The sequence below is a fragment of the Aquirufa sp. A-Brett2-W8 genome (genome assembly GCF_054558755.1).
On sequence record NZ_JBPXKS010000006.1, the window covers coordinates 214,841 to 239,222 of the forward strand.

A 24,382-nucleotide genomic window follows, 5' to 3' on the forward strand; every position below is an offset into this window, starting at 1 on the left:
GTCCTGATTGGAGAGGGGAGATGAGAGAGTAGAGAATAGAGCATAAAGATGGTTTCGCTTCGCGACGTATAGAAAAAATATTTCACGAATTCATCCCCAGAGGGGATTCCGACTTTATTCTTTGTGCTCTATGCTTTATTCTTTGTGCGTCCGCGACAAAAAAGGATGCACCATCACCGTCAGCACCAGCAGTCCTGTACCCCAATAGAAGGCGGGTTGCATGACCTCTTTCGCGCCAAAAATAAAGACCGCCAACAAAATCCCATAAACGGGCTCGAGCGTGATGACCAGATTAATCGAAAATACGGAGAAAACCTTATACAAATGTATGGTCTCAGTGTACGCGTAAACGGTACAAACGACCGCTAAAATCCCGATCCAAAGCCAATCAAGACCCATCGGTACAAATCCGGGCGAACCGCCTAACAGGCCGCTTAACCACACTGCACCAGTGACAAAACCCGCCGCGACCATCTCATAAACGGTGATCAATTTAGGGTCGTGCGTGTTCGTATAATTTCCATTAATGACTGAGAAGAGTGCACCAAAAAATCCAGCCCCAATTCCCATCACCAGGCCAATCCATTGTCCCGGTTCGACCGAAAAAATGATACCTAGCGCGATTATAACTAAGATTCCGAGGAAGACTTCGATCTTCGCAATGGGCTGTTTCTTAGCGATAGGCTCTAAAATAGAAGTCCAAAAAGTTTGGGTGGAAAGGCCAGCGAGACACATGGCGACAGTGGAAACTTTAGCAGCCCCGAAAAACAAAAGCCAGTGAAGCGAAACAAACACGCCGTTCAATAGCCAAATCTTTACAACGGAGGAGGGAACTCGAAACGATTGTTTAGAAGCCGCCAAAATCAACCCTAATCCTGCCGCCGCAATTACACAGCGAAAGAATACAATCGTCACCGCATTTGCATTCGTCGCGTTACCTAAAATGGCGGTAAACGCGTATAAAATCACAATAAAATGAATCTTGAAATAATCGAGAAGACGCGGCGCCTGTCTCATCTTTAGCGCGGGATTGTATAATAAAGCCCCACACCCACGGCTGAGAAAACCAGATTAGGTAGCCATACCGCTAACAAAGGCGGCATTCCTCCCCCTTCCGCAATCCCCTTGCTCATCATAAAGAAGAGGATGTAGATAAAGGCCAAACTAAAGCCCAAAGCGATTTGGAAGCCTACGCCACCACGTGCTTTTCTAGCCGAAACTAAGAAGCCGATAATCGTCAAAATCATCACGGAAAAAGGATTAGCGAAGCGAAGGTATTTTTCGATTAGGAAAACTTCAATTCCATCTGCACCACGCGATTCCACTAAGTCAATGTGCTCGTTTAACTCGGGAAGCGTGAAGGTTTCGTGCAATAAGTGTTTGTTTTCGAAGTCTTTTGGCAATAAATTAAGCGTCGTATCGATCTTAGAACCAAATTTTAACGTAGTCGCTCCCATCGTCCGAATCCGGTAATCGTGAATCGTCCACTTCTTCGAAGTCGAGTCCCAAGTGATGCGATCTGACATCAATTTTTCCTTGATTTCCGTCCCCACAATGCGCTCTAAACTGAATCGGTAGCCTGTATTCGTCGTATTATCGTAGGTTTCCAAATAGGCATAGACATCAGGAGAGATCTTGATATGTACGTCACGCTTATCGAAATAGTAGGTATTATTGATGTATTTATGCTCAAATGGAACGCGAATCTTGTTCGCGTTTGGCACTACCCAACCGATCATGATGAAAGTTCCCACGGCTAGAATTCCGGACCCAATTAAATAGGGGCGCATCAATCGAGTGAAGCTAACACCTGAACTCAAAATCGCGATTATTTCAGTCTTCGCAGCCAGGTTTGCCGTAAAAAAAACGGTCGCAATAAAGACCATGAGGGGGCTTATATAGGAGGCCCAATACGGGATGAAATTCAAATAGTAATCGAACAGAATTTCCTTAATAGGAGCTTGTTTTCGAATGAAATCGTCGATTTTCTCCGTGTAGTCAATCACCATCACAATTAAAACAATGATGAAAACGGCGAAAACGTAGGTCTTCAGAAATTTCTTTAAAATGTAATAATCAAGAATTTTCATGCTTAGCAGCAGCGCTTGGATCGTATTTTAAACCAGAGAACCAATGTATAAATAATACCCGAGCCGTCCTAAAATTAGACGGCACTAGCAGGAGTGAAACGGTCGTAATAGGCACCACATAGCCCATTGCGGGAGGATCATTTAGAAAATTAAAAACTAAAATTCCGCCTACTAACATAATTCCCACCGTGAAGGCATAGGAAATATACATGGCGCCATAAAAAAATCCTGGCTCTACTTCGTAGCGAACATCACAGGAGGGACAGTGTTCGTGCATTTGGGCGAAATTGAACACATTCCACCACTTGTATTTAAACAGGCGGCCCTCATGGCAGTGTGGGCAACGGGCATTAATTAAGGCCGTAAGCTTGCTGGGATTAGACATATAATCGGGTAATTTATGCCCAAAGGTAAAGAAAATTAGATGATTAAACGTAACAAAGGTCTCGTTACGAAGGCTTTTTGTATCTTTGATAAAATTAAACACACTCATATGTATTCATCATTCGTAACCATTCACTCGATCTTGTTTCTAGTCGTGTTAGCGCTAGGAATTTTATCTATTTACAAAGGATTAACAGGCAAAACATTTACGGAATCTGATCGTAAAGTCGGCTTGTTTTACATGATCTCTTTGCACACGCAATTATTGATCGGTTTAGTGCTTTATCTTGCTCTTAGCCCAGTTACAACAGCAGCTTTTGCTGATTTTGGCGCAGCGATGAAGGATTCAGCAACGCGCTTGATTTTAGTAGAGCACGTTACGGTTAACGTCATTGCGATTGTTTTAGCGACGATTGTTAATGCCAAAAACAAGAAAGCTATTACCGATGCTGCTAAATTCAAAAACATGTGGTTATTAAATGGCCTTGGTTTGGTATTGATTTTAAGCCGTATTCCTTGGAGCCGCTTAGCTGCTTTATTTGCCTAAATTAGCATTAAATGAATAAGTGCATTTTTTTAGATCGCGATGGCGTTCTAAATGTGGATCGCGTGGATTACGTGTACCATTTAGGCCACTTTGTGATCCCACCCGGCGTGAAAGAAGGCTTACAAGCCTTGAAAGACGCGGGCTATTTATTGATTGTAATTACAAACCAAAGTGGTATCGCTAAAGGGATATATAAACGCGAAGATGTGTATTTAATCCATGATGCGATTCAAGAAGGAACGGGAGTGAAATTAGATGACATCTATTTTTGCCCTTACCACGAAAACTTTGATAGTCATTCGCTGACGCGCAAACCTGGATCCTTGTTGATCGAAAAAGCCGCAGCGAAATACGAGGTAGACATGGAGGCCTCCTGGATGGTAGGTGACCATGAACGTGATATTACAGCTGGAACCCGCGCTGGTCTACGTACCATACGTTTAGCCCCAGCAGGAACCGAAACCAAAGCCACACATTTAGTGGATGATTTATTAGCCGCCTCTAAAATAATTAATTCGTGAAAAAAGTCTATTTAAGTGACGCAGGCCCCAAAGTTTCACCAGCCATTTACGGCTTCTGGCGATGGGAAAAAGAAGACAGAAAAATGGACGAAATCGTACATTTCTGTCTAGATAAAGGTATAAACACCTTCGATCATTCAGATCGCTATGGACAATATACGGCAGAGAAAACCTTCGGAGAGCTTTTGGCAAAAAAATCCATCCAGCGTTCTGACATCGTTTTGTTCTCTAAATGCGGAGTCAACATCCCTTCCCCAGCGAGACCCGAATACCGCGTCTCACACGTAAATACCTCTGCAGCCCACATCACTGCGTCTGTAGAAAACTCGCTTCGCAACTTACAAACGGACTATTTAGATGTCTTTTTGTTAGATCAATTAGATCCTTTATCGGACATCGAGGCGACGGCTTTAGCACTTGAGAAATTAAAGAGCTCTGGAAAAGTAAAAAACATCGGCGTTTCTAACTTCTCTGTTTACCAACACCAACTATTAGTTTCCTTCTTAAACATCCCCATCGTTTCTAACCACATCGACTTGAACTTGTTAAACACAAGTGCATTAGATAACGGAGTCGTGGATTATATCAAGCAAAAATACATGCGTCCTTTAGCGGTTTCGCCTTTAGCAGGAGGTCGCATCGAAAATGGAACAGACGAGCAGGCCTTGAAATTACGCAAGAAGCTAAACGAAATGGCCACGAAATACGATAGCAATATCGAATCCGTTGCTGTCGCTTGGCTAATCAAATTAGGCGCCTTGCCATTAATCGGTACCTTGGAAGAAAAGCGTATCCAAAATATCGTGGACGCATTCGAAATCGAGATGGATCACCAGGATTGGTATGAGTTGTATAATACGACAAAACCGACTGCTTTAATTCAAGATTAAACGCGGAGCGTTTTGTCTTGAATTAAAAGATAAGAGATAATAGAGTAGAGAGTATAGATTTAAAGCATAGAGCATAAAGCACAAAGAATAAAGATGGAATAAAAAAGAGGCTTCAAATTGAAGCCTCTTTTTTATGGTTTAGCAATTACTGCGCTAAATGCTTTTGAATATGTTGGTAACTTTTTAAGATCAATTCAGCCTCTGTCGTATAATTTTTACGCCAGATACAGGCAGCAGGCAATAAAGGAGTGAAGGCCTCTACGACTAACCAGCCTTTGTAATTCATTTTCTCCAAATGTGTAAATACATTATCCCAATGCACTTGTCCCTCACCTAAGGTGGCACGAGTGCTTTCCGATAATTGAATATGTCCCACCTCATCCGCAATGCGGACCATGGCTTCACCTGTATTGAATTCTTCGATGTGCGCATGAAATGTATCAAACATGATCTTGACATTTGGATGATTAATCGCTTTAACCAAACTGTATAGTTGGTCTGCGGAGCTCACTACATAATTTTCAAATCGATTTAAATATTCTAATCCCAAAATCACGTTTTTTTCTTTGGCATGATCCGCCACGGCTAACATACTTTCCTTCGACCAATCTAATTCTTGTTGGGTCGGTGCCGCACCCGAAAACACCGCTAATGCAGAATGAAAAGGACCTGACAGGTAGGACGCTCCTAAATAAGCGGTAATATCGACGGCCTTTTTAAGAAAATCTACCCCTTTTTGACGCACTGCAGGATCTGAAGAAATGGTGTTCATATCGGCTCCTAAAAAAGTAACCGTAAAAACGCTTAATCCCAGGCGATTTATTTCCGCTTTCCAAGGTTTCCAATATTCCTGGTCTACCACAAAAATGGGTATCTCCACTCCTTCATAACCCACTTCTTTGATATAGGCTAAATGCTGGATGATAGATTCATTCATATCAGGTCCATAAACCAGCGTGTTCATTGCAATCGGGTATTTCATTGTATGACTATTTTGAGTTGACCATTCCTCTGTAAGGAACATGAATAGCTAATTTACCTGCCCATGTCTGTGGGACTTTCAGGCCTAATTCCCAATGGACGGCATTGACAACAAGTCGCTGAAAAGATTCCACTGAAAAATCTTCCGGATGCCCCATGGTGGTAAAAAATACTTTCCCTTTGTATTGATTTTCCCACGTCCAGGCGATGGGTTGATCTACCGCTGGCTTATCGGGATTCACCGCTTTGCCCATGAGTAGCCAATCGGTTCCTTTGGCAGGATAATCAGGCAAAACACGGTATAGCCATGACCTGACATGAAAAGCAGGATCTACACCCGTTAAAATTGGGTGCTTTGCTTTTTCTGCAATGACTGTAGCATCCGTACTTGCATTATGGCCATAATGTGTATGCTGGGAGGGGCCACCCCAGCCGGGAGGCGCTCCGAAGGCTCTTTCAGCAAAGCCATTATAGGCAACTAATGGATCTGTATTCGGATAGTTAAACGAATGTGTGCTTGTCCTAAATCCCATGATCGGCTTTCCAGATTTTAAGTAGGCCTCTATGTGGGCTACTTGATCTGCTGGAAGTAGGCGCCAGCGAAGGAAAAATACGGCTAAATCTGCCTCCGCTAATATGTCTAAACCCGGTATGTCTCGCTCCGCATTTTGATCCGGAAACGATTTTAATACCTTCGTCCGAAAGCCGTATTGTTTTTCCAAAACCGCAGCTAATAAGGGAAGCGTGTTCTCCCCTGAGTATTCATGATCACCACAAACAAATACCACCAGGGGCTTCTTCGCTTTTTTGGGGCCCTGTTCCCGCGAAAAACTCGGCATGCAGGCCGTCAAAATAAGTACAAGGGTAAGAAAAATAGGACGTAGTTTTTTCATGCTTATTTTTCGATAGGGTGTTCAGATAATAACATTTTGGCATTATATAAGTCATTTTTATAGGCAATTTTAGCTCGCACTTCCTTTACTTTCTCCGGGTCGATAGGCGTTGCTTTATTGCCAAATGAATTTCGAACATAGGTAAGAACGGACGCAATCTCTTTATCAGACATTAAGCCGCCATACGGGGTCATGGGAACCTGGCCGGCATATTTAACGCCATTCAATTCCATAGGCCCCATTATTCCCTTGATCACTAATTTAATTAAACGCTCCTGGTTTCCTGTCACCCAGATAGAATTAGATAAGGGAGGAAAACCAGAAGAAGGAAGTCCTTTCCCATTGGTCTGATGGCAGGTAGTACAATAACCGTCCTTGGCATACAATTTTTGGCCGGCGGTATACAAGTCTAAATCTTTCCCTTTTAGAGATGAAACTAAAGCCGCTTCCTTATTTTTAACCACGTTCACCCCACTCGCATGAGCGACGGCTATTTCGTATGGTTTATCCATCCAAGGATCTAAGGGATGTTTTTTTGCCAAAGCTACTATCGGCAGAGCTGTTTGTTTCGGTAACCAAGATGCGGCTACATAAGCCTCCATTCGAACACGCCCGTGTTTATCTTCCACTGCTTTTGCTAATAGCGCCGCTTGATTCTTAACTTGATGACCTGTGTAGCGCAAGACGCGAACGGCTGCGGCACGAACATGGTAATCTTTTGATTGCAGTAACTGGTTGAGTAGTTTTTGGTCTACCTTATTTAATCCCCAAGAAACCCACAGCGCCTCTAATACATGGTGCTCATAATCAGCATCCTTTTTATCCAAATTAGCCACCCATGCCGTAATTTTAGGTAATACCTCGGCAGCCTTACGACCACGCAATTCTCTACGCACCCGGTACCGCGTTCTGTATTCTGGCAATTTTAAATTATCTAATAACTGATCGATAGATGCCCCATAAACTTTGGCAGGTGTCACTAAAGGCCTAGACGGATACGTTAGGCGGTACACACGGCCGTGGGTGTGGTCGCGCAATGGATCCCGCGCACTATGCTGCATATGTCCAATCAAAATATTATGCCAGTCGATCACATAAAGTGAACCATCGGGAGCAAATTCCATATCAACCGGTCGGAAATTGCGATCTTCGCCCACAATCAAATCTTGGCGGTGCTTTGATTTATATCCGGTACCATCATCGGTTAGTTGGTGCTGTTTCATTCCCAAAAATCCAATGGTATTATTAATTAAAAAATCACCTTGCACATTTTCAGGAAAATGACGGCTTGATACAAACTCTAAACCGGAGGTAGGTCGAACTAAATGTTTTTCTTCCACTAAGGTAAATGACTTGTGACCTGTTTGACCATAGCGATTTTTAGTGGACCCGGGCATCATCCAGCGAACATCGGGACCAGAGGTTTCTGCAAAAAAGTTTTGACCCCATTTGTCAAAGGCGATTCCCCAAGGATTAGGAATCGACAACTGAGCTACCCGCTCCAAATGATGCCTAGCAGGATTGTAACGCATAAAACCCCCATTCGTTGCGCGAACAGTACCGTAGGGTGTTTCAACATTCGTGTGCAAAAATACCCCTTCTCCCATGTAAATAGCGCCTGATTCGTCTGTGACAAATGCGGAGATCTCATGGTGCGTGTCATGGTCATCAAACCCGCTTAAAATGACTTCCTTCGAATCTGCATGATCATCCCCATTCGTATCTTTCAATAAAACCAAATTTGTTCCTTGGCTGACAAATACCCCAAATTCCGTGATTTCCATCCCAACCGGAACGTGCAACCCTTCCGCAAAAATCGTTTCCTTATCCGCTTTCCCATCCTTATCTGTATCTTCAAGAATGATGATTTTATCGTTAGGTTTCGCATCCCCCGGCTTGTAATGGGGATAGGAAGGCATACAAACTACCCAAAGTCGGCCCTTATTATCGAAAGTCATTTGAACCGGTTTGGCCAAATTCGGAAATTCCTCTTCCGAAGCAAACAGCTCAATTTTATACCCCGGAGCTACTTTAATGGCGTTTAACGCCTCATCTCCATACAAGTATTTCAAGCTGCCGTTTTGATCCGGATTAAAATTCGTTTTAACGGGATCTAGCTTGCGCGTCTTCGCATCTGCAGCGGCCAGATCATACGGAAGCCCTTTAATTGCTGCTTGGATCGCAGCCTCCCGATTATCCGTCATTTGACGAATTTTTTCGATCTCAGCAGGATAATTATCTTGTCCAAACGGATTGTAACGGCGACCATATACGTGAACCCCATTGGGAATTTTAAAGTCGGTATGCCACATCCAGTTTTTCTCCGCAACGGCTGCATACACATCCGCTCTTTTAGATTCGATAGCCGTCGATTTCTTCCCAAAAACTTGATCTGCAAGCAATAGCGCTAATTTTTTATATCCCGCATCATTTAATTGTAAACCGTCGATGGTCAAATCCTCCGCTGATTCTGCATACCATTTTTTAGATGCATCAAACGCATTAATGAATAACACATTATTCTTCTCACACACTTCTTTCATCGCCTGTGCGTACAAAGTAATGTTTGTATTCTGAACCGTTCCGTTAGGTAAATCTATTTTTGCGCTTAAATCTTCGAAAGCCGTAGGAGAAACAATGGCTAGTTGAGGAACAGAAACCCCATTGTATTTTTGTGCCAAAGTGTGCTTGATGAATGCCTCCAATTCTGCCTTGTATATAGCAATCGCAGCCTTACCTTCATAGGATTCGCTATATCCAAAAAAACCGATGACAACATCCGTTTTTAATCGGCTCATCCATTGGTCATGTGTATCTAGGTGGCCTTCACTCTGCGAAGGATTAGCAAATTCCGATTGAAATTTTTCCGCTCCCGGAAAAGCCCATGGCTTATTTCGAGCTGAGTGCGGTCGAAATCCCGGTGTATCTCCACCGTCGCACATATTGCGAACCATCAAATTAAAGGACGGGTAACGAAGATGTAATTCTGTTTCAAAATGATCATAATTGATCATGCGGGAGCCCAAATTGCCGCCCACTAATGCGATCTTCGTATTTCCTTCAATTGATAAAAAAGTAGGCGCTTTTGGCTGAAAGAAGCTAATCGTGAAAACGGAGATTACGATAAGAATCAATCCGAGTTTTATTTTATGCGACATTTTGAATAATTTTTACAAGTAAATAGGTTTTTCAGAGTATAAACTAAGTAAAAAATTTAATTCAGCAAAGAAATATTAAATTTCGATGGATTCTGAATCTACTATTTGCGGAGAATTGCAGGTTTCATAACCCTGAGGTCCCGGGTTCAAATCTCGTTCTCGCTACATGAAAATCAGGGACTTACGTTAAATCGTGGGTCCTTTGTTGTGTGAGGAAAACTCACTTTTTTATCTTGAAACACTTGCTATCATTGGGTTTTATTGTGTGAGGAATTGTGTTAGTTTTTATCATTTCTTTGTTCAAACTCAGAAAGGGGAGCCAGAGTGCACAAGGCGACAGAAATGTCGCCTTTTTTGTTGTCTTTCAGTGCGTTAGGGTAGTTGCATCTTTTGATTATATTCGTTCTATGAAAAACATCTTATTTGCAACTGCGTTTTTGTTGCTATGCTTATCAGTAAAAGCACAATCAGTCCAAGTCAAAGATTTATCAAGTTCAGTTGGGGGTTGGGAAGGGAAATTAACCTATTTGGATTATGCTTCAGGCAAACCTTTTACAATGCTAGCCAATATCAAAATTGGTTTAACTGCAGATAATGTAGGCTATGTAATGAGTTATGAATACCCTAAAGAACCCCACGCTAACTCAAAGGATACCACTTTCATTGTAGGAAACTATTTTGGCAAAGACAAAATTGTTGAATTTAAGAAAGATTCTGAAGGTGGATATAAAATGATTACCGAAGTAGATGGGAATGATGGTAATGAAAATAAGAAGGCTGTTTTAAGACACACTTATTTTTTAAAATCGAATACCTATTCAATCATTAAAGATGTGAAATTTGATGGTACGGATAAGTGGATTAAAAGAAATGAATATCTAATTAATAGAGCAGAAAAATAATCTCCTAATAGTCACATACTCAATCATCGTATTATAGTTGCATCTTTCATCTGTAAGGGGAGCCAAACTGAACATCATATTTGTATTATTACTCTGCGTGAGGAAAACACCATCTGAAATCCGTTTATCTCTGCTGATAAATAAATTGAACTTTATCATACTATTAACGAGGTGATAAAGCAACAGCTATTGCTACTGTAGACCCTATACTAATGGCTAGCCCTGTTAAGAAGTTAGTAAGTATTTTTTTTCTTTTTATATTTTTTGCTGCTGTCTTATAGCCTTTGGCGTAATATTCATTTTTCATTAAACTCATATCAGGATAATCTAAATTTTCATCCGAAGGTTCTGCTAAAGAAGTTAATGCTGCCGTCGTACCACCAAACATGAAACCATACATTGGAAAGGCGGATGCGATTAAAACAGAATTCCCTGTAACTTTATAACTTTTATAATATTTTATAGCATCATTATATCCTTGAGTATATAATTCTTGAGTATTTGATGCTTTGCCAATAGTACTAAAATCATCTTTGCTTCCATTTTCGTATCTAATCAAATAAAGGTCTGATTTAAGTGTTGCAAAAATGGGTCCATTAATATTTTCTGTTTTTTTATACTTTACTTCATTGCTTCCGACTTCAATTATTTTTACAATTATATTTTCGCCAGATCTCATTGTTAAGGTGTCTTGTGCTTTAATAAAGTTTGATGAAGATGCGAATAGTATAATTAGCAATAAATTTTTCATACATCGGGCTTTTAGAATTGTTAAGGTTAATTTCTAATAAAAATTAATTATAAATATTTATATATTCAAAAATAATTCTAAATATTAATTCCATGCCTCAACTTTAAACAGTTCTAAAATTGAGAAAACCCCTGCGTGAGGAAAACACCCCTTTAATTCGGTCCAAATCGGTTGATTTCGGTTTTGTCAAAATATAACTAACTACAAATCAATGCCTTCATTTTCTCAAAAAATCTTCATAACCCTGAGGTCCCGGGTTCAAATCTCGTTCTCGCTACATGAAAATCAAGGACTTACGTTAAATCGTGGGTCCTTTGTTGTTTTTACTTATTATTTTTCTAGAAATGCAAGCACCTTATTTATTAATGATACTCTTTTATTTGTAAATGAATGGTCAGTCTGCCAAACAGAGTAGTCAAAATAGGATTTACTAGATTCTTTCATTTTGGTCGCTAATTGACTATTTTTTTCATGCTCGTCAATCATTATAATTTGTTTATCAGCTAATGATTTTGTGTCATTTAACAAATTGAAATACGTTTTATCTTTTAAAACAGGAGTATATAAATCTTTAAGCGAAGTGTTTAAAACAAAATACTTTCCGCCGGTATTGGGGTCGTTGGCTAAACGGAGCATTTCTTTTTCTGTTGAAACATTTTTATAGTCATTACCAATATTCCATGTTGATAAGGCAAACCCCTTTTTGATTGTTGGCAACTCTTGTAGTGCTTTAAGGCAAATCCATCCGCCCATACTGTGTCCGAACAGAACAATGTTAGAAGTGTCAATTTTTAAAGAGTCCTGATACTTATTGCAAAATGCAACTACATTGACTACATCTTCCACACAGTTCTTGAAACTAAATTTTCCTTGGCTTCCCCATGAACCACGATAATCAAAATAAATAACATTCCATCCATGACTTCTTACAACCTGCGCAATATCGAGATTGCGTTCATTACCTGGGTAACCATGTAAAAGCAATAAGGTAGGATGTTTTTGTAAACCATTTGCACTATAAATTAGACCTGCTATTTGTGAATTTCCTGAAGGTATAAAAAGCTCAGTCGAGCTGGCAGGTGAGTTTATATCCCATTTTAAATCACTTAGAATAATACTTTCAGATTGTGCAAAGGCATTAGTTGAAACTAAGAGAAGAAATGATAGAAGAAACTTCGTTGAAAATTTAATCATGTTGATTGTTTTAAAATGTCGGTCGGCATTAGCACACAACTTTCGAGTATTGCTGCAGTTAGGGCTATGATTGCAATTTGATTAAAGTTAATCATTTAAACAATAAACCCACTGTGTAAGGAAAACACACCCTAAATTCGGTTGATTTCAGTTTTCTGAAAACATACCTAACTACAAATCAACGCCTTCATTTTCTCAAAAATCTACAAAATGTATAAATCATAAAAAAGAGAGAGAAATTTTATGTTTCATTCGAAAATTATTGCGCAGCACAATTTTGAATGAAATATAAAATTATCTTCTCCTCCCACGCTCCTTACCCTGCGGTACAACGCGATTACCCCTCGGCGCCTCCCTCTTTCGAGAGCGGTTGTTAGCAAATTTACCTACTTGGCCAGCGCGCATGCCTACTAGTTCGAGGTCAATGGTACGTTTAGCTAAGTTCGTATCGCGGACTTTGACCTGCACCTTATCCCCAAAAGTGAAGACGCGGCCATTCGATTTACCCACGATGCGGTAATTATTTTTATCTAAATCATAGAAGTCGTCATTCAAGTCGACCATACGCACGAGGCCTTCGCAAGAAGTCTCGCCTATTTCGACGAAGATTCCGAACTCGGTTACACCTGTGATGATACCGTCGAAAACTTGAGGTTCGTGCAAGCTCATGTATTCCACTTGCTTGTACTTGATGGAAGCACGCTCTGCGTCAGAAGCGAGTTTTTCACGGTCTGAACTGTGCTTACATTGAATTTCTAAGGGGGAACGTTCAGCTGGAGTCCCGCCGTCTAAATAGTGTTGCAATAAACGGTGTGTCATTACATCTGGGTAACGGCGAATCGGGCTCGTAAAGTGCGAATAGAACGGAAATGCTAGGCCGAAGTGACCGACAGCATCGGTGCTATAACGGGCTTTAGACATCGTACGAACAGCTAAACTCTGCAATACGCGCTCTTCGCCTTTGCCTTCGATGTTTTCCATCAAGGCGTTAAACGATTTGCTGACGTGTTGGGGATCGGTCGTGACTTGGTAGCCGAATTTCTTCGCGAAGGACGAGAATACCTGCAATTTTTCTGGATCCGGTGCTTCGTGAATACGGTACACCATCGTGTTTTTAGGCTCGTCTTTTTTCTTATGGAAGACGTGTTCTGCCACTCTTTTGTTGGCCAAAAGCATAAATTCTTCAATCAATTTATGCGCATCCTTCCTGATACGAGGATAGACTCCGATCGGCTTGCCGTTCTCATCCAATTCGAAGCGAACTTCCGCCGTTTCGAAGTTCACCGAACCGTGCTCGAATCGAAGTTTACGGAAGCTTTTAGCAATGCGATTCAAGTCCCGAATAACCGGCACTAACACATCATCTGAATCATTTTCGATTAATTCTTGTGCTTGTTCGTAAGCAAAACGGCGATCCGAGTGGATCACGGTTCGGCCAAACCATTCTTTCACGATGGTATCGTTCGCATCTAATTCAAAAACGGCCGAGAAGGTCAATTTGTCTTCGTTTGGACGAAGAGAACATAGGCCATTCGAAAGCTTTTCTGGTAACATCGGCACCACGCGGTCCACTAGGTAAACCGAGGTAGCCCGCTTGTAGGCCTCGATATCAAGGACAGATCCGGGTTTTACATAGTGTGAAACGTCGGCGATGTGAACCCCGATTTCGGTGTTACCATTCTTGAGTTTTTGGTAAGAGATCGCATCATCAAAATCCTTTGCATCAATCGGGTCGATCGTAAAGGTCAAGATTTTGCGCATGTCTTTGCGCTTCTTAATTTCTGTTGCTGGTATTTGAACCAGAATCGAGGCCGCCGCCTTTTCTACCTCTTCTGGAAAATCATAAGGTAGGCCATACTCAGCTAAAATCGAGTGCATCTCCGTATCATTCTCCCCTGCCTTACCTAATACTTTGGTTACGCGTCCTTCGGCCTTTTTTCCATCTGAACCCCAGCGAGTTACCTCTACGATTACTTTGTCTAAATGCTTTGCGTTCTTGATTTCGAACTTAGGCAGGTAAATATCTTCGTAGATTTTCTTCGAATCTGGAATTAAAAAGGAATAATGTGGCGTCACTTGAATAACTCCCACTAATTCTGCTGAACGGCGTTCGATTATTTCAATTACCTCTCCTTCCGGACGGTCATTTTTTCTCTTTTCTGATGGTCTGCGTGCTTGGACGAGTACTTTATCCCCGTCTTTGGCATTCTTTAAATCCCCTGTTGCAATCCAAATATCTTTGCCTCCTTCTTCTGGAATCACAAAGGCAAAACGAGAATTTACGTGATCGACGCGTCCTTTTATTTGGAAAGACTCATTATCAAATCGAATATTACCATCATCGTGGCGAATCAAGCGATTTTCCGTGACTAATTTTGCCACTAGATCTGAATAAATCTCCTTCGTTTTACGATCACGAATGGCAAAAGCCTTGTGTAGCTGATTCAACGAATACGAACGGTAATCGTTTAATTCAAAAAACTCTAGGATTTCAGCCTTCAAGCCGCTCAAAAATTTCTGTTCCTTAGGGGATGACATGGTATTTCAATTCAAATTATCCCGCAAGGTACACATTATTGATTTCTTAATTCCTAATTCGGCATTCTATTGCTACCTTTGAGCTTGTTTTTCAGCCTTTTCAGATGAACCGTTCTCGCATAGCCCTCTTTTTATTACTTGCTTTCGCTTTAGGCGGTGGCTATATTTTGTGGAAGCCTGCTTCCGAGGTACCTGCCGCGGAAGTCACTCTTGTAGAAAGCCCAGATTTTAAGGCGGATTCTGCCTATGCATTTGTGGCTCAGCAAGTTGCGTTTGGCCCACGTATTCCGGGTTCTGAGGCGAGTCAAAATACTCAGAAGTTTTTGGTTGCCAAATTGAAATCTTACGGCTGGACCGTGACCGAGCAGCCTTTTACAGCTTTCCGCTATGACGGCAAAAAATTACAAGGCACGAATATCATCGCTCAATTTCAACCAGCCATCGCAAAACGTATACTTTTAGCCGCCCACTGGGATGCTCGCAGTATGGCGGACAAAGATTCGGTACGTAAAAACGAGCCCATCGATGCGGCGAATGACGGTGCGAGTGGCGTAGGCGTCTTGTTAGAAATCGCGCGCAATTTGCACGAGGCTAAGAATAAACCCGCTGTGGGCGTAGATATCATCTTTTTTGACCTAGAAGATCACGGCGAACCAGAAGATTATACGGGAGAACACAAGCCTACTAGCTGGGCTTTAGGTTCTCAACACTGGGCTGCTAACCTAGTTCCTGTAAATTACCGACCTTATTATGGTATCTTGTTAGATATGGTGGGCGGAAAAGGCGCGATGTTCCCGCATGAGGGGACGTCGATGCAATATGCGCCAGGAATTGTTCGCTCGGTTTGGGCGACGGCAACGGATTTAGGTTATAGCCAGCTTTTTGTGGATCAAGATGCGTTTGGCATTTCAGATGACCACACGGCAGTGAATGAGATCGCTAAGATCCAAATGATTGATATGATTGATTTACGCGCGTCGAATGGCGGCTTCGAATTTGGGAGCTTCCACCATACGCATGCAGATAATTTAGAAAACATCGACAAATCGACCCTGAAAGCGGTCGGCCAAACACTTTTACAGGTTCTATACCGAGAATAATCCATGGAAGAAACAAACTTACAACACGTTCATTTAAATGACCTTCACGTATCGCTAGGCGCTAAAATGGTACCCTTTGCTGGCTTTAATATGCCCGTATTGTACACCAACTTAATCGAAGAGCATCTTTGCGTTCGTAACTCCGTAGGTGTATTTGACGTGAGTCACATGGGCGAATTCTTTTTGAAAGGGGATCGCGTATTAGATTTCATTCAATATGTTACCTCGAATGACGCTTCTAAATTAGTGGACGGAAAGGTGCAGTATAGCTGTTTGCCAAACAACGAGGGTGGAATCGTGGACGATTTATTAGTGTACCGCGTGAACTCAACCGAATACATTTTGGTCGTGAATGCATCGAACATTGAGAAAGATTGGAACTGGATCTCCTCACACAATACCTTCGGGGTAGAGATGGTAAATCGCAGTGATGAATATAGTTTATTAGCGGTGCAGGGGCCTAAGGCGATTTTGGCACTACAAAAATTAACGTCTGTGACCTTAGCAGATATGCCGTATTATAGCTTCAAAATAGGTGAAATGGCTGGTTTCTCTGACATCATCATCTCGAACACGGGCTATACCGGTGCGGGCGGATTCGAGATCTATGTGAAAAACGAAAACGCGCTGGCATTGTGGAATGAGATCTTCAAAGCTGGAGCAGAATTCGGTATTCAACCCGTGGGATTAGGCGCGCGCGACACCCTTCGTACCGAAAAAGGCTATTGCTTATATGGTCACGACATTGATGATACGACGTCGCCGATCGAAGCAGGTTTATGCTGGATCACCTCGTTCAACAAAGATTTTATCATGAAAGACCACCACGCAGCGATCAAGGCGAATGGTCCTTCGAAAAAATTAGTCGGCTTCGAAATGATTGACCGCGGCATCCCTCGTCAACACTATCCGATTTTAAATGCGGCTGGCGAAACGATCGGTGAAGTGACTTCTGGAACGCAATCCCCGTCTCTTTCGAAAGGAATCGGAATGGGTTATGTGAGCACAAATCACGTGGGTTCGGAAATATTTATTTCGATTCGCGACAAAGCCATCAAAGCCGAAATCGTCAAATTACCTTTCTTATAACATGAAAAAAATCGACGTCTGTTTATCGCCGGATTTGATCCATTTGTATGATTTATCAGCTTTGGCTGTCGTTGTAGTGGATATTTTTAGAGCAACGTCATGTATGGTCACTGCTTTTGCGAGCGGCGCAGCCGAAATAGTTCCGGTGGAAGAAGTGGAGCTTTGCCAGCAATACGGATCTCGAGGTTATTTGACAGCGGCGGAAAGAAATGGAATTACACCAGCAGGTTTTGATTTTGATAATTCGCCTTTTTCCTATCAGGTAGAGAAGGTGAAAGGGGCCAAAATTTGCGTCACCACCACGAATGGAACGGTCGCCATTCGTCGCTCGAGCAGTGCACCTGCCGTTTATGTGGGTGCCTTTTTAAATATCTCCCGTGTTGCCTCCGCGCTGAAAGAGTGGAACGGAAACGCCTTAGTAGTTTGCGCCGGCTGGAAAGGGAAACCTAATTTAGAAGATACGCTTTTTGCAGGAGCTTTAATAGATGCCTTAACTGGCGATTATGAAGTGGCGGATGATGCCGCTTTAATGGCCTTGAAACAATATACTGTGGCCTCCACTGATTTATTAACGGCGGTGAAGAATTCTTCTCACGTGAATCGGTTATTAGGTTTGGGCATTGAAAAAGATATCGCCTTTTGCTTGGAATTTGACAGGTATTCGGTGCTTCCTAAACTAGAGGGAGATGCCCTTCGATTAGTATGATTTTATACAGCACAGAACATAAAAGTCCTAATGTAAGCCTAGAAGAGGCTATTTTCCGTGGTCTTCCCCCGGACAATGGCTTGTATATGCCTACAGAAATCAAGCCTTTGCCGGCTTCGTTTTTCGAAACGATTCAGGACCGCAGCTTGCCAGAAATTGCGATTGCGGTGTGTGAAAATTTATTGGGGGATAGCTTGAGTTCGGCAGATATTCAGCAAATTATCGATCAATCGATGACCTTCGAGGCTCCCATTGTTTCTTTGGAGCCGGGTATAGAGGTATTGGAATTATTCCACGGCCCATCGATGGCGTTTAAGGATTTTGGCGCGCGCTTCATGGCGGCGATTATGTCCCATTATTTACTGAAGTCGAAGCGCGAAATTCGTATTCTGGTGGCCACTTCTGGCGACACGGGTGGAGCGGTGGCGCAGGGTTTTTTCAATACCCCGGGTATCTCGGTGACTATTTTATATCCGACCGGAAAAGTATCCGATATTCAGGAGAAGCAATTGACGACTTTGGGCGGAAATGTAATCGCTTTAGAGATTGATGGCACATTTGATGATTGCCAAAGACTCGTCAAACAAGCCTTCCTCGACGACGAATTACGCGCAGCTTTCGATTTAGCCTCCGCTAATTCCATCAATATTGCCCGCTTAATTCCTCAGTCCTTCTACTACTTCGCTGCCTACGCGCAAGCGAAAAAGAAAGGATTAACAGCCCCTGTTGTGTTTAGTGTGCCATCCGGAAATTTTGGCAATCTAAGCGCTGGTTTAATGGCCTACAGAATGGGTCTTCCGGTAAAAGCGTTCGTGGCTTCTTGCAATGAGAACCACCCGGTGGCAGATTACCTGCGCACCGGAGAATACAAGCCTGTGGCATCGGTAGAAACAATTTCCAATGCCATGGATGTGGGCAGTCCCTCGAACTTCATTCGCATGCGTCTTTTAGCAGGTGAAGAATGGTCAGCAGTGCGGGAGATTGTCAAAGGCTATTTTACAAACGACCAGAAAACAAAGGAAATCATGGCGGACATATATGCGCGTAACGCTTTCGTGATGTGTCCACATACGGCTGTAGGCTACGATGGTTTACAACAATACGCCGCAGAATACCCAGGTAAATTCACGGGAATTCTATTATCTACCGCACATTATGCGAAATTCTTACCTACCGTGGAAGGGACATTAGGTGTTTCTGTTCCGGTGCCAGCTCGTCTTGCTGAGCTTTTGGATAAAACCAAAAAGTCCATCCCTATGGGGACGGACTTCGCTGATTTCAAGGCATATTTATTACAATAGCGCCTTGAATTTATCTTTTTCTTGGTAAGCGATAATGGCTGATATCAGGATGGTGATAAAGCTTATTTGCACCGTGCCCAGAAAGCAAAGTTCAAACAAGAATATGTTCAATATAATAGGTGCTAAAATGGTTAAACCTAAAGCGCGTTTGCTAGGGACAAAGAGGAGTGCTCCACCTAGCACTTCAAGCACTTTTACCACCTTCATTATTCCAGAAGAATCTAATAATTTATAAAAAGAAGCGGCATCCCCTGTAAAAGGTAGTGTTCCTCCGATGGGTAAAAAATAACTTAATCCTCCATATAGGAACAAGGCTCCTAAGAGAACTGAAGGTAAAAAATTGAGTACTTTTTTCATCTTGATTATTTTGGTTATACCTAAAATTATACTTTTTATTTGAATGTCGCAAAGTCCAATGCCCGTAATTGCAAAGTCCGATTTCCCTTGTATTCATTTACCTCCAAATGATACACTAATTGGATAGGCAATCTTTGCTCATAAGCCGCACACAACCCTTCATAAAAATCCGCCTTCATCCCAAAACCCACCACCTCTAAACCGCGCTCATCGGGAGTCGATCCCACATATATCTTAAGGTGCTCTTCCTTCATCACAAATGGCCTTGCCGTTACAAAAACAGGCCCTGATACAAAATTTGGCAACATATTCCCCGGCCCATAGGGCGACAGGCGAACTAATAATTTATCATAAAACGACAGACTTAAAGCCTCTAAAGGAACCTGCAAATCAACAGGCAAATCCGCCCTTGGCGAAATATTCGCTAAACCCAGCTGCGCAATCCCCTCAAATTTTTCAATAAACGCCTGCAAATTCTCCGGCTTCAAATGTAATCCCGCAGCGTGCGTATGCCCGCCAAATTGCTCCAATAAATCCGCACATTGTTCTAAAGCGTGGTGCACATCGAAGCCCCTCACAGAACGCGCTGATCCTACTAACTGCCCATGCGATTCGGTTAAAATAATGGTAGGTCTAAAATACTGATCCTGGATTTTGCTCGCCACAATTCCTACGACGCCCTTATGCCAAGCAGGATTAAATAAGACCGTACTTCGAGCAGACAACAAAAATTCATTCCCTTCAAACATCGCCAAAGCCTGCGAAACAATCTCTTTCTCCACCACCCGGCGATCCAAATTCTGCTGCATAACCGCTTCCGCTAATGCCTCCGCTTCCTGATCATCTGATGCTAGCATTAATTTCACCGCCCCATGCGCATGATCCATTCGACCCGCCGCATTGATGATGGGGGAAATCGAAAATACAATATCTGAAATTTGAATAGGCGCTTTTTTCATGGCCTTCTTCAATAAATAGCCTAAACCTGGGCATGGATTCGATCCTAATTTAGCTAAACCAAAAAAGGCCAACACCCGATTTTCCCCATTCATCGGCACAATATCAGCCGCAATACTGCAGGCTAACAGATCTACCGACTCCCATAAAGGATCAAGTTCTAGATCGTTCGCGATGGCAAAAGCCATCATCAATTTAAACCCGACACCAGCTCCTGTTAATTCTTTGAAGGGATAAGGGCAATCTTTGCGTTTGGGGTCTAAAACCGCAACCGCATCTGGAAGAGTCGCATCAGGCAAATGATGATCGCAGATAATAAAATCAATTCCATTATCGTTGCACCAGGCTACCTTATCCTGCGACTTAATTCCGCAATCCAGGGAGATGATGAGGGTATAGTCGTTGTCTTTTGCATATTGAATTCCTGCCTGAGACACCCCATAACCTTCCGCGTAGCGATCAGGAATATAGTAGTCACAATCTGCGCCTAGAATACCCGCTAAATAACTGTAAACTAGGGTAACGGCTGTGGTTCCATCCACGTCATAATCACCGTAAATTAAGATTTTTTCGCCTGATTCTAGTGCAAGACTGACGCGCTCCACCGCTTTGTCCATATCCTTCATGAGGAATGGGTCATGCAGCTGGCTGATCTCTGGAACCATGAAATCCTTTACCTGATCGAAGGTTTTAATGCCCCGCGAAACTAGTAAAGATAAAAAATACGGATTCTTTAATGCCAAAGCCTCCCCTAAAGCCTCCACTTCCACTGCCGGTGGTGATGGCACGTAAATCCAATTCTTATTTGGCTCCATTTTATAAAATTTCTATTTCGACGCGACGATTAATTTGACGACCTTCTTCTGTAGCATTATCGGCCTTTGGCTTCGACTTACCGTAGCCTTTAGTTCGAATACGAGTTGATTCAATCAATCCATTTAACAAGTAATCCTTCACCGCATTTGCGCGCTCTAAGGATAATTTATTATTGATTTCATCCGATCCCGTGTTATCCGTATGACCACTAATCTCAATGACCAAGGCTTTGTTCTCCTTCATTACCTGTAAAATTCGTTTTAATTCCGGTTCCGATTCTGGTTTTAATGCCGCCTTTCCTAGGTCAAAGAAGAGGTTATTGATAGTCGCCGTATTTCCCTTCACTAGTGGCACCATCGATAAATCGCAGTCGTCTAATTCTAGGTAACGGCCTTTCATTGTAGATAAGTCTAGGTTCGTGGAAGCTGGAATTAGGCCTTTGGCCTTCGCCGTAATTCCATAATTCTTGCCATAAGGAAGCACTAATTTATATTTACCCGAGGACGGATCAGGCTTCGCCTGCCCCAATACTTTTCCATTCGATAAATCCTCATAGGTAATCGTTGCATCCTCGGGAACCTTTCCTGTTTGCTGATTCAAAACCGTTCCTGATAATAAAACCACTGGATCCGATTCTTGTGAAGTAACCGAACGAGTAGACGAATTCCCAAAACGACTATCACCCATCGCTGCATCCGCCGGCGCATTACCCATTTTCCCGCCTGAGTCCTTCCCTCCGGACTTCGGACTCGTTCCCTCCGGACTAACCCCGGCCTCAGTCCCTCCGGACTCTTTGACTAAGTCACTGGCGGCACCGCCGACTTGTGACGACTGATTGACTGAGCCTCCGCCAGGAGGCGACTCGACTGAAAGTCGAAATATATCCTTCTTCCCCAGCGACGCCTTCCCAGACATGAAATAAGCGTAATCGCCTTTCGCTGCGATTGAATAATAGGCATCGTATTCTTCCGTGTTGATGGGGGAACCTAGGTTTTGGGGCTTACGCCAATTTTGCCAGGTTTCGTCAAGTCGGCGTGTCAGGTAAATATCTTGACTTCCTTGCCCGCCCGGACGATCCGAGGAGAAATAAAGTGTTTTCCCATCCGCCGATAGGAATGGAGTTGTCTCTGAATATTTGGTATTAATCCCCTCCCCTAAATCCATGGGACGAGACCAGCGACCGTCCTCATAAAAACTCACATATAAATCGTCGTCTTCACTATTTTTCTTCCGCGCAAAAGCTAAAAGAATGGCCTTCCCGTCCATCGTTAAATAGCCATATTCATTTTTGCCTTTACTTAACTGCTCGTAACCTGGAATATCGATTTTCACTGGAACACTCCAGCCACCCGTCGTCTTATTAGAGATCGAAAAACCGCGCGTTTCATAGGTTCCGTTCACGTAGGCCCCTTTTAGAAGGATGGTTTGGCCATCTGGGGAAATCGATAAAATCGTGTTGTATTGATCGCGATTCAGCACCTCAGAAAGGCGTCTGGCAGAACTCCAGGTGTCCCCTACTTTTTCAGAGAACCAAATATCCTGTGAGCCCGAAATCGTCTCAGAACCTTTCACTCCATAGCGATTAGACGGATGATTTTTCCGGCCAAAATACAGCGTCCTTCCATCCGGAGAAATCACCGGATTTAATTCAGAATACTCTGAGTTCACAGCAGATCCCAGATTCTCCGGAGCCTTCTGCGCTAACAGACTAATCGATATCAAAAAGAAGAACAAAAGTTTTCTCATCCCACGTAAATCCACTTTTTCTCCATCTTTTCTGGCTGGTAGGCCATCATCCAATCCGCTAATTTTACCGGATCCGATTCCACTTGTAAAGCATCCATGTTCGGTTGCTTCAAGAAACCTTCATCTACCATGTGTTGAATTTGCTTCAATTGTAGATCAAAATAGCCGTTGATATTAAATACCGAAACAGGCATCTCGTGCAGATCTAATTGCTTCCAAGTCAGAATTTCAAACAATTCGTCTAAAGTCCCAAAACCTCCTGGCATGGCAATCACCCCATCCGCCATATCGGCCATCAAAGCCTTGCGCGTGTGCATGGTATCTGTTACGTGCAATTCTGGTAAGCCTTTGTGCTTCACTTCCCAAGGCTCCATGAACTTAGGGATGACACCAATCGCATGTCCGCCTAAACGTAAGAACTCATCCGCTAAAACCCCCATCAGACCTACACTTCCTGCGCCAAAAATAACCTGGCATCCATGTGCGTGCAAAGCCTGCGCTAACTTGACCACTTGTTCCGTGTAAACTGGATTATGGCCTTTCGAAGACCCACAATAAATCAATATTTTTTTAGACATGTATTAGTTCTTTTAATGCTTCATCGAAGCGGACAAAGGTAAACGAAAAGGAGGCGTCTTTCACAAGCTTTGCCGAAGACACTCGACTACCCCCTAACACTAAACAGGCCATCTCCCCTAAAACCAGGCGAAGTAAAAATCCGGGGATGGAAGGTAAAAAGAAGGGCCTATGCAAGGCTTTGGCAATTTGCTTATTCATTTCTCCCGCCCGAATCGGTTCCGGAGCCACGCCATTATAAATTCCAGACAAAGCAGAATTTACCAACATCTCGTTAAAAATTCTCACTAAATCGGTAATATGTATCCAGGATTGCCATTGCTTTCCCGAACCCAAATTTGCGCCTAGACCCCAGCGAATCGGCTTCGATATCACAGGAAATATTCCCCCTGTAGCTCCCAGCACTAATCCGATGCGGACCTTCACTACGCGCAAACCTAAGGACGCTATTTGGTCTACCGCTGTTTCCCATTGCTTCGTACAATCCGCTAAAAAATCCAAGCCAACTGGAGAGGTTTCCAGACATTCCTGCTCGCCCGCATCTGCCCCATAAAACCCGATGGCAGAGGCGGAAATAACAGTCTTAATCGAATGTGGAATCGTCGACAAAGCTTGGTATAAAACCGCTGTCCCGCGCACGCGGCTGTTCACTAATTCTCTTTTGCGCGCAGCAGACCAGCGTTCCTCCGCGATACCTGCTCCAGCTAAATGCACAATGGCATCTACTCCTTCGAAGGCAGCCGGGTCTACATACCCGAAGGCAATATCCCATTGAAAATCGCCACCAGAGCGAGATAAAATCACGACCTCATGGCCCTGAGCAAGCAAAAATTGCTTCAGTGCACCACCCACAAAACCCGATCCCCCCGTGATAAGTATACGCAT

Annotated in this window: 22 protein-coding genes; 8 read left to right on the top strand and 14 right to left on the bottom strand. The window is 42.9% G+C overall.

What is annotated here, in order from left to right; genetic code table 11:
* Positions 1 to 135: 135 nt before the first annotated feature.
* From ACST13_RS07345 to ACST13_RS07355, 3 genes are read right to left on the bottom strand one after another with little or no spacing between them, the layout of a single operon-like run.
* Entirely contained in the window at positions 136 to 1,017 is an 882-nt protein-coding gene (locus ACST13_RS07345; RefSeq protein ID WP_459522549.1) for a DMT family transporter, read from the bottom strand.
* Positions 1,018 to 1,019: 2 nt separating this feature from the next.
* Complete coding sequence (locus ACST13_RS07350) at positions 1,020 to 2,090, bottom strand: LptF/LptG family permease (RefSeq protein ID WP_459522550.1); 1,071 nt, start codon at positions 2,088 to 2,090, stop codon at positions 1,020 to 1,022.
* Complete coding sequence (locus tag ACST13_RS07355) at positions 2,077 to 2,475, bottom strand: DUF983 domain-containing protein (protein WP_459522551.1); 399 nt, start codon at positions 2,473 to 2,475, stop codon at positions 2,077 to 2,079. The genes ACST13_RS07350 and ACST13_RS07355 overlap by 14 nt, the downstream gene beginning before the upstream one ends.
* A gap of 108 nt (positions 2,476 to 2,583) precedes the next feature.
* Here ACST13_RS07355 and ACST13_RS07360 point away from each other — a divergent pair, with 108 nt between their 5' ends.
* The 3 genes from ACST13_RS07360 to ACST13_RS07370 are packed head-to-tail and all read left to right on the top strand — an operon-like array spanning position 2,584 to position 4,432.
* Complete coding sequence (locus ACST13_RS07360; RefSeq protein WP_459522552.1) at positions 2,584 to 3,021, top strand: hypothetical protein; 438 nt, start codon at positions 2,584 to 2,586, stop codon at positions 3,019 to 3,021.
* A gap of 11 nt (positions 3,022 to 3,032) precedes the next feature.
* The gene (locus tag ACST13_RS07365) at positions 3,033 to 3,542 is read left to right on the top strand and encodes a D-glycero-alpha-D-manno-heptose-1,7-bisphosphate 7-phosphatase (protein WP_459522553.1); all 510 of its coding nucleotides are present in this window, start codon (positions 3,033 to 3,035) and stop codon (positions 3,540 to 3,542) included.
* Positions 3,539 to 4,432 (top strand): aldo/keto reductase, encoded by an 894-nt coding sequence (locus ACST13_RS07370; RefSeq protein ID WP_459522554.1) that lies wholly within the window; start codon positions 3,539 to 3,541, stop codon positions 4,430 to 4,432. Before ACST13_RS07365 ends, ACST13_RS07370 begins: the two co-directional genes overlap by 4 nt.
* Before the next feature lie 145 nt (positions 4,433 to 4,577).
* Here ACST13_RS07370 and ACST13_RS07375 read toward each other — a convergent pair whose 3' ends face one another.
* The 3 genes from ACST13_RS07375 to ACST13_RS07385 are packed head-to-tail and all read right to left on the bottom strand — an operon-like array spanning position 4,578 to position 9,464.
* The gene (locus ACST13_RS07375; RefSeq protein ID WP_459522555.1) at positions 4,578 to 5,414 is read right to left on the bottom strand and encodes a sugar phosphate isomerase/epimerase family protein; all 837 of its coding nucleotides are present in this window, start codon (positions 5,412 to 5,414) and stop codon (positions 4,578 to 4,580) included.
* A 7-nt stretch (positions 5,415 to 5,421) separates the two neighbouring features.
* A complete protein-coding gene (locus ACST13_RS07380) occupies positions 5,422 to 6,252 on the bottom strand; it encodes a ThuA domain-containing protein (RefSeq protein ID WP_459522602.1) in 831 nt (276 codons plus the stop codon).
* A 56-nt stretch (positions 6,253 to 6,308) separates the two neighbouring features.
* Positions 6,309 to 9,464 (bottom strand): PVC-type heme-binding CxxCH protein, encoded by a 3,156-nt coding sequence (locus tag ACST13_RS07385; protein ID WP_459522556.1) that lies wholly within the window; start codon positions 9,462 to 9,464, stop codon positions 6,309 to 6,311.
* Between the two features lie 407 nt (positions 9,465 to 9,871).
* Here ACST13_RS07385 and ACST13_RS07390 point away from each other — a divergent pair, with 407 nt between their 5' ends.
* On the top strand, positions 9,872 to 10,366 hold the full coding sequence (locus ACST13_RS07390) for a hypothetical protein (RefSeq protein WP_459522557.1): 495 nt from the start codon (positions 9,872 to 9,874) through the stop codon (positions 10,364 to 10,366).
* Between the two features lie 163 nt (positions 10,367 to 10,529).
* On the opposite strand, the gene ACST13_RS07395 is transcribed toward ACST13_RS07390, so the two are convergent.
* The 3 genes from ACST13_RS07395 to rnr form a co-directional block, all read right to left on the bottom strand.
* Positions 10,530 to 11,117: a hypothetical protein gene (locus ACST13_RS07395; protein ID WP_459522558.1), complete on the bottom strand. Its 588-nt coding sequence runs from the start codon at positions 11,115 to 11,117 to the stop codon at positions 10,530 to 10,532.
* Positions 11,118 to 11,447: 330 nt separating this feature from the next.
* Complete coding sequence (locus ACST13_RS07400) at positions 11,448 to 12,311, bottom strand: alpha/beta hydrolase family protein (protein WP_459522559.1); 864 nt, start codon at positions 12,309 to 12,311, stop codon at positions 11,448 to 11,450.
* 294 nt (positions 12,312 to 12,605) lie between these two features.
* Positions 12,606 to 14,849 (bottom strand): ribonuclease R, encoded by a 2,244-nt coding sequence (gene rnr, locus ACST13_RS07405; protein ID WP_459522560.1) that lies wholly within the window; start codon positions 14,847 to 14,849, stop codon positions 12,606 to 12,608.
* A gap of 104 nt (positions 14,850 to 14,953) precedes the next feature.
* Between rnr and ACST13_RS07410 the strand changes: the two genes are divergently transcribed.
* Genes ACST13_RS07410 through thrC form a run of 4 tightly spaced genes read left to right on the top strand, consistent with a single transcriptional unit; the run spans position 14,954 to position 19,045 of the window.
* Positions 14,954 to 15,949 (top strand): M28 family peptidase, encoded by a 996-nt coding sequence (locus tag ACST13_RS07410; protein WP_459522561.1) that lies wholly within the window; start codon positions 14,954 to 14,956, stop codon positions 15,947 to 15,949.
* A 3-nt stretch (positions 15,950 to 15,952) separates the two neighbouring features.
* Positions 15,953 to 17,038 (top strand): glycine cleavage system aminomethyltransferase GcvT, encoded by a 1,086-nt coding sequence (gcvT, locus tag ACST13_RS07415; RefSeq protein WP_459522562.1) that lies wholly within the window; start codon positions 15,953 to 15,955, stop codon positions 17,036 to 17,038.
* A 1-nt stretch (position 17,039) separates the two neighbouring features.
* The gene (locus ACST13_RS07420) at positions 17,040 to 17,744 is read left to right on the top strand and encodes a 2-phosphosulfolactate phosphatase (protein ID WP_459522563.1); all 705 of its coding nucleotides are present in this window, start codon (positions 17,040 to 17,042) and stop codon (positions 17,742 to 17,744) included.
* Entirely contained in the window at positions 17,741 to 19,045 is a 1,305-nt protein-coding gene (thrC, locus tag ACST13_RS07425; protein ID WP_459522564.1) for a threonine synthase, read from the top strand. The genes ACST13_RS07420 and thrC overlap by 4 nt, the downstream gene beginning before the upstream one ends.
* Here the strand turns inward: thrC and ACST13_RS07430 are convergent.
* Genes ACST13_RS07430 through ACST13_RS07450 form a run of 5 tightly spaced genes read right to left on the bottom strand, consistent with a single transcriptional unit; the run spans position 19,037 to position 24,382 of the window.
* Positions 19,037 to 19,402 (bottom strand): hypothetical protein, encoded by a 366-nt coding sequence (locus ACST13_RS07430; protein ID WP_459522565.1) that lies wholly within the window; start codon positions 19,400 to 19,402, stop codon positions 19,037 to 19,039. The genes thrC and ACST13_RS07430 overlap by 9 nt on opposite strands.
* A 35-nt stretch (positions 19,403 to 19,437) precedes the next feature.
* Positions 19,438 to 21,174: a single-stranded-DNA-specific exonuclease RecJ gene (gene recJ / locus ACST13_RS07435; RefSeq protein ID WP_459522566.1), complete on the bottom strand. Its 1,737-nt coding sequence runs from the start codon at positions 21,172 to 21,174 to the stop codon at positions 19,438 to 19,440.
* 1 nt (position 21,175) lies between these two features.
* The gene (locus ACST13_RS07440; protein ID WP_459522567.1) at positions 21,176 to 22,975 is read right to left on the bottom strand and encodes an OmpA family protein; all 1,800 of its coding nucleotides are present in this window, start codon (positions 22,973 to 22,975) and stop codon (positions 21,176 to 21,178) included.
* Complete coding sequence (locus ACST13_RS07445) at positions 22,918 to 23,499, bottom strand: LOG family protein (protein WP_459522568.1); 582 nt, start codon at positions 23,497 to 23,499, stop codon at positions 22,918 to 22,920. Before ACST13_RS07445 ends, ACST13_RS07440 begins: the two co-directional genes overlap by 58 nt.
* Positions 23,492 to 24,382, bottom strand: coding sequence for a TIGR01777 family oxidoreductase (locus ACST13_RS07450; RefSeq protein ID WP_459522569.1), 891 nt, complete (start codon positions 24,380 to 24,382; stop codon positions 23,492 to 23,494). Before ACST13_RS07450 ends, ACST13_RS07445 begins: the two co-directional genes overlap by 8 nt.